General features: G+C 42.3%; 5 protein-coding genes. 2 read left to right on the forward strand and 3 right to left on the reverse strand.

What is annotated here, in order from left to right:
• Positions 1-5: 5 nt before the first annotated feature.
• Positions 6-995: an FAD:protein FMN transferase gene (locus ABWY16_RS12850; protein ID WP_353905047.1), complete on the reverse strand. Its 990-nt coding sequence runs from the start codon at positions 993-995 to the stop codon at positions 6-8.
• Positions 996-1,065: 70 nt separating this feature from the next.
• Positions 1,066-3,513, reverse strand: a complete 2,448-nt coding sequence (locus ABWY16_RS12855; RefSeq protein WP_353905048.1) for a TonB-dependent siderophore receptor — start codon at positions 3,511-3,513, stop codon at positions 1,066-1,068.
• 263 nt (positions 3,514-3,776) lie between these two features.
• Here ABWY16_RS12855 and ABWY16_RS12860 point away from each other — a divergent pair, with 263 nt between their 5' ends.
• Positions 3,777-4,451 (forward strand): response regulator transcription factor, encoded by a 675-nt coding sequence (locus ABWY16_RS12860; RefSeq protein WP_353905049.1) that lies wholly within the window; start codon positions 3,777-3,779, stop codon positions 4,449-4,451.
• Positions 4,451-5,701, forward strand: coding sequence for a sensor histidine kinase (locus tag ABWY16_RS12865; RefSeq protein ID WP_353905050.1), 1,251 nt, complete (start codon positions 4,451-4,453; stop codon positions 5,699-5,701). Before ABWY16_RS12860 ends, ABWY16_RS12865 begins: the two co-directional genes overlap by 1 nt.
• 80 nt (positions 5,702-5,781) lie before the next feature.
• Here the strand turns inward: ABWY16_RS12865 and ABWY16_RS12870 are convergent.
• A partial coding sequence (locus tag ABWY16_RS12870) for a TonB-dependent receptor domain-containing protein (RefSeq protein ID WP_353905051.1) occupies positions 5,782-6,147 on the reverse strand: 366 nt, incomplete at its 5' end.

Genomic DNA, 6,147 nt, shown 5'->3' on the forward strand with positions numbered 1-6,147 from the left:
AGTTCTTAGGGCAATTTCCGTTTGCCAATTTTGAGCTCTGGCGATGAAAGTATATCCCCCTCATCAGTAATGATTATATAGTGATAGGCGGGCGATTTATTGATAAATGCTATTGCTGCGGTTTTTCCCAGCACCATCATTGAAGTACTATACCCATTGGCAGCCTCTGCGCTTGGTCCGAATACCGTTACACTCGTTAATCCCGTTGCGGGGTAGCCGGTTTTTGGGTTGATAATATGCGAGTAACGTTTCCCATCAAACATTACAAATTTTTCGTAGCTACCGGATGTTACTACCGACTTATCCTTTAACTGCACTACAGCCATTATGGTATCAGGCTGAAGTGGATTAGTAACCCCTATCGTCCAGTTCATGCCATTTGTCTGCCGGCCCCAGGTACTCATATCACCGGAGCCATCCACTATACCTGCTTTAATTCCTCTTGCAATCATCATTCTTCTTGTCCGGTCTGCAGCATAGCCTTCGCCCAGAGCACCGAATCCAATTTTCATTCCCTTCAACCTGAGGAATATCGTAGATTTGATACTGTCAAGAATAATATTTTTAAAGCCAACTTTTGATACTGATCTCTTAATCGTACTATCAGCAGGCATAACAGACATAGAGCCGTCAAACTTCCAGATCCTGTCCATTGCTGCAAAGCTGATATCAAATGCTCCGCCGGTACTTACAGACAAAGCAAGGGCCCGTTTGGTGAGGTCAAAAACTTCCCTGTCTACTTTTACCGGCCGGATACCCGCGTTGCTGTTGACTTGCGAAATCTGGGTTTCCGCTTTCCAGTCAGAGATCAGGTTCTCTATTCTTGTCACTTCTGCGATAACGGTATCTATGTTACGTTCTGCAGATGCAGAGTCCTTAGCCACGATCGTAATGTGCCAGCGGCTACCCATTAATTTTGTAGTTCTTTTGCGCAGCACCTGTGCGCTGGCATCGAAAAACGGAAGGCATAGAAGCAGTAAAAGTATTTTTTTCATGAGTTGCCGGGTATAACAAAACCGCCTGGCAGCTAAGCTTCCAGGCGGTTCTGCTAATGTAAAGAAAAACTTAAAATTTATAAGTCAATGTTGCGGCGAACATACGTGGCGCAATTGGGTTGATACTGTAACGGTCGTGTGCAATGTAGTTTAACGTATCAAATATATTTGAAACCTTCGCTAATAAAGAGAAGCGCTGAAAGCTGTAACCGGCAGAAAGGTCTACCGTTGCAAAGCCTTTTAATGGCACCAATGAATTATACGATGAAGTTTTTGTTACTACTCCTGTTGCTGACGTAGTACGAACACTGTTCAACTCTCCCGGATCAGCACCAACCAGGTTATTTACACCACCAGTTCTCTCCCCTGTGTAGAACGCCGAAGCACCAAGCTTAAGTCCTTTCACGGTGCCTTCATCGAAGGTATAAAAGATCGATCCATTAACTGTTTGTTTTGGATTGTTTATTAGTCTTTCCCCTTCTACCTGAGAGCCCGGTAAGCCGGTTGTATTTGTATAACGCATATTGTTATACCCATAACCTGCGATAAAGTAAAAGTTTTTAGAAAGCGTACCATTCACGTCTACCTCAAAACCATCACTGGTAGTTTCTCCACTTAATTCCCTGAGGTTACTGTTGGTATTGGGATTACCATTCTGGTCCAATAAGGCGGTTTGTGCGAAATTGCTGTTCTGAATTCTGTACACACTCAGGTTGGCAGATAAACGGCCATCCAGGAATTCATTTTTCAGGCCCAGTTCATACTGATTTACGATCGAGGGCTTTAAGTTATTTCCGTAGATGTCAGTACCTGTGTTAAACGTAAAATTGTTGGTGTAACTGGCGTAGATTGAAGTGTTATGCAGTGGCTGATAGATCAGGGCAAATTTTGGTGAAAAAGCATTGTCTGTTTTATCAGGTGCTGTTCCATTCCTTTCCTGCTGTCTGTCATAATTAAAGATTGTAGTATGGAAAGCTTTCTGGTAGGTCCAGCGTACACCGGCAAGGAATTTAATCTTGCTTGTCAGGCTCACTAAATCCTGCGCATATACCCCAAACCTGTTCTGCGGCGTAGTTGTCAAAGCAGTATCAGCTCTTGACGGTACATCAGTACGTACGTAATATGTTGAGGGATCAAATATGTTTATCCTGTCATATGCAGTACCCACTACACCCGCCGCAGTTGTATATTTAAAAGTATTGCTTTCAGTTACGATGCGGGTAAAGTCAGACCCAAGGAGAAACTGGTGTTTCAAGGATCCTGTATTAAACGTACCATTCAGATTTACCTGAGCCGTATAGTCTTTCTCTGCCGTTTTAACCGCACTTAGTGATCTTGTCCAGTCGCCGTTTGCTGCAATTTGCATCGGTACACCTACGCTGAATCCTTCAACATCTGTATTCTGGATTGAACCAATAGCTGTCAGTTTCCAGTTCTCATTAAATTTATGGTTAATGGTTAAATAACCAGCTTTTTGTTCCGTATTGTTATAAGCCCATTTGGGATATATAAAGCGGTTACGGGGTGCATCAGGCACTTCAGTAATGGTAATACGTGCATTTGGAACGCCAACTCCTGCATCTGGAACGATGTCAGATTTAAGATAGTCTGCCTGTAACAAAATTTCAGTTTTCTCTCCGATTTTATAAAGTAATGAAGGATTTACGTAAGTTCTGTTGGTATTGACAACATCTCTGTAGCTATTTGCATTTTCGTGAGTACCAATAACCCTGAATGCCAGATTTTTAGTAATCGGGCCATAAATATCAACCGTTGGTTTGTACTGGTCATAGCTGCCGGCCAGCATTGATACCGATCCTCCCCAGTCAAATCTTGGTTTCTTGGTTACCATATTGATAATTACACCGCCGGAAACATTCCCGTATAACAGGGCGGAACTGCCTTTTAAAACTTCGATAGATTCCAAGGTGCTTGCATCAGGGAAGCCCATGGTGTTGGTAATCACACCATTTTTAAAGATGCTTCCACCGGAACCTGCAATACCAATGCTGTAGCCACGCGCAGAAAATGTTTCAGCTACTCCGCCACGTGTTTGCGTAAGGGATACACCGCTCACATTTTTAACCACATCACCCAGACGAATAGCCTGCTGGTCAGCAATTACAGTACTGCTGATTACACCTGTACTTTGTGGCAGATCAAGCGGGCGTATATTTGCTTTTCCCAGAGAAACCTTTCTGTTAAGCGTTTGCGCACCAGTTACCTGCACTTCATTCAGATCGGCAGAATTCTCATCCAGGATAAATTCCTCATGGTTTGTTTTTCCTTCGGTAACTGTTACTGTACGCTCAACAGTTTTCAGTCCAACCGAGGAAATCCTCAAGGTATATGAACCTGGTTTAACATTATTGATAACGAACTTCCCATCGTCATCGGTTGTGGTTACTTTTTTAAGACCTACCACACCTACACTTACAGATGAAGCGGGTTTTCCGTCACTGGTCTTCAGGGCACCGGTAATTTTGCCGTTTTTGTTTTGTGCATTCGCTGTTGCCATAAATAGGCAGCAGGCAATGACAGCTACTAACAATTTGTAAAGTATTCTCATCGTGTTTTTGTGAATTATTGGATTTTGTTTTTATTGACAGATTGAAGACCTGGATAGTGCAAGTTATTTTTAATCAAAAGATTAAGGGATAAAAAACATACATTAATTTGTATCAAGTCTAAATAAGCCTTATTATTGCGCAAAGATTCATGCTAATTCTAAAGAAATTCTAAAGAATTCAGAAAATATGATTAACTATTTAAAATAGGCATATGAAATTATTATTTGTGGAGGATGAGCCCGTTATAGTAGAAGAAATGGTTACCTACTTCGGGTCGCATGGATTTATATGTGAACAGGCAAATACATTGAAACAGGCACATGACAAGATCACTTCTTACCATTACGACAGCATAGTTTTAGATATTAGTTTGCCGGATGGCAGAGGCCTGAATCTGATCTCTTCTATCCGTGAACATAATATTGATACAGGCATTTTAATTTTGTCTGCCAAAGATTCTCTGCCGGACAAGCTGGAAGGTCTAAATCTTGGTGCTGATGATTATATGACCAAACCATTTTACCTGGAAGAACTCAATGCGCGCATCCATGCGCTTTACCGGAGAAAGACACTGAAGGGAATTGATAAGATCAGCTTTGATAATTTCAAGTTAAATCCGCTTTCAAAAACTCTGTCGCATAATGGGGGTGCTATCAACCTTACAAAAAAGGAATATGAGTTACTGCTTTATTTTTTGGTCAACAAAAATCGTGTAGTCAGCAAGCCATCAATTGCAGAGCACCTCTGGGGCGACTTCTTCGATCAGGCTGATAACTTTGATACAGTCTATGTACACCTGATGAATCTCAGAAAAAAGTTAAATCAGCATAGCCGGAAAGATTATATCAAAACTGTGTACGGGATGGGTTACAAATTCACGGTCTGATGAAATTGTTGTCAAAGACCAGTATAAACTATTTGTGGGTAAGTGTAACTATCCTTATCGTTACCGGGATATTGCTGTTCATTCTGCTATTCAAATCAGATTCGGAAGAACAAAGGGAACAGCTGGAATTGCAGGCTGACATGGTAACGGCAGAACTGAATGCGGGGCACGCGATAAATTATCCACTGGTGAGGATTACCACTAACCAACATCCCGATCATAAACCCGTATTTAAGGATACGGTGATCTATGATTACATCCAGAAAGCATATGAAGGATACTATTACCTGAGGCAAACAAAAACAATTAAAGGTAAGCCTGTTACGCTGACGGTCATGACCACCAGTATTGGATCAGAGGGTATTTCAAAAGTCATAATTCTGATATCTGTTGTATCTGCCTGCATGCTTGTTCTTGGAGGAGGTACAATCAATTATTTCATGAATAAAAAGATTTGGAATCCGTTTCTGCTCAACCTGAAGCAAGTACAGGTCTATTCTGTTTCTACACCGGGCAACCTGGACCTTATTCCTTCTTCCGTTGATGAATTCGAAGAACTGAATAAGGTCATCACCGATCTGGCTGAAAGGGCGAGACAAGAATACAGCGGCCTTAAGGAGTTCACAGAAAACGCGTCACATGAGATTCAGACACCTTTGGCCATTATTAAATCCCGTCTCGAAAGCATGAGCCAGTTTACGCTGGATCCCCGGTTTGCAAATTACCTGTCAGACACGAAACAGGCCCTAAACCGGCTCAGCAAAATTAACAGGGGCTTGCTGCTGCTGGCGAAGCTGGACAATAATGTCTTCCCGGACAAACAGGAAATGCAGCTGGATCAGGTCATTCTAACTATGTTAGGACAGATGGAGGATTTGTTTGATCACCGTAAGATGGCGCTTCATTCAGATATCCGGGAAAAAACTGTACATGCTAGCCCATACTTGCTGGAGATTCTTATTACTAATCTTCTGTCCAACATCCTGCAGCATGGTGAGCCCAACAGCACAGTCAGCATCCAGCTTTCAGCACAGCATATGGTATTTTCAAATGCTGGGAATCCGCTGGGTTTTCCTCAGGACAAACTATTCAGCCGCTTTGGGAAAACTGTTGCGGGATACAAGGGAAATGGCCTGGGCTTGTCAATCGTGCACCAGATATGCGTAGTTCATCACTGGAATATCGTTTATGCTTACAGCGATGGCAGGCATACCTTTCAGATCGATTTACCATCATCGTTGCCTGCATAAGGCAGCATTTCAGGTTTTTCATTCATCCTGAAATTCATGCAAGCTGACCAATAGTGCATCAGCTTGTTGTATAAGGCACCTTACAGTTTAAATTGCAATGTCATATAATATCCCCTTGGATCTGAGGGTAGAATTCCGGGCCCCGGGTAACCATCTGCCCTTCTGGTGAAATATTTTTTATCCAGCAGATTGTTGATACTTCCAGACAAAGTAAACCATTTCCAGTTGTAGCTCATGCTCAAATCCATCACCTGATAAGACGGAACTGCACCATCTACAGCTGTCGGTGTTATTTCTGCGTTGGTAGCATCAGAGTATTGTTTTCCCACAAAAGAATACTGCAGCGAGCTGCTGAACCTTTTGTTACCAAAAGAAATCCCGGTACGGAAAAGAACCGGTGGCACAAATTCTACTTTTTTATCTTGTATAGCTGCTTCCTTTGCATG

The sequence above is a fragment of the Pedobacter sp. genome, from assembly GCF_040513095.1.
Taxonomy (GTDB): Bacteria; Bacteroidota; Bacteroidia; order Sphingobacteriales; family Sphingobacteriaceae; genus Pedobacter.

Coding starts and splice junctions, on each gene's coding strand:
- ABWY16_RS12855 (WP_353905048.1), bottom strand. CDS start 3,513: ATGGCAACAGCGAATGCACAAAACAAAAACGGCAAAATTACCGGTGCC.
- ABWY16_RS12850 (WP_353905047.1), bottom strand. CDS start 995: ATGAAAAAAATACTTTTACTGCTTCTATGCCTTCCGTTTTTCGATGCC.
- ABWY16_RS12860 (WP_353905049.1), top strand. CDS start 3,777: ATGAAATTATTATTTGTGGAGGATGAGCCCGTTATAGTAGAAGAAATG.
- ABWY16_RS12865 (WP_353905050.1), top strand. CDS start 4,451: ATGAAATTGTTGTCAAAGACCAGTATAAACTATTTGTGGGTAAGTGTA.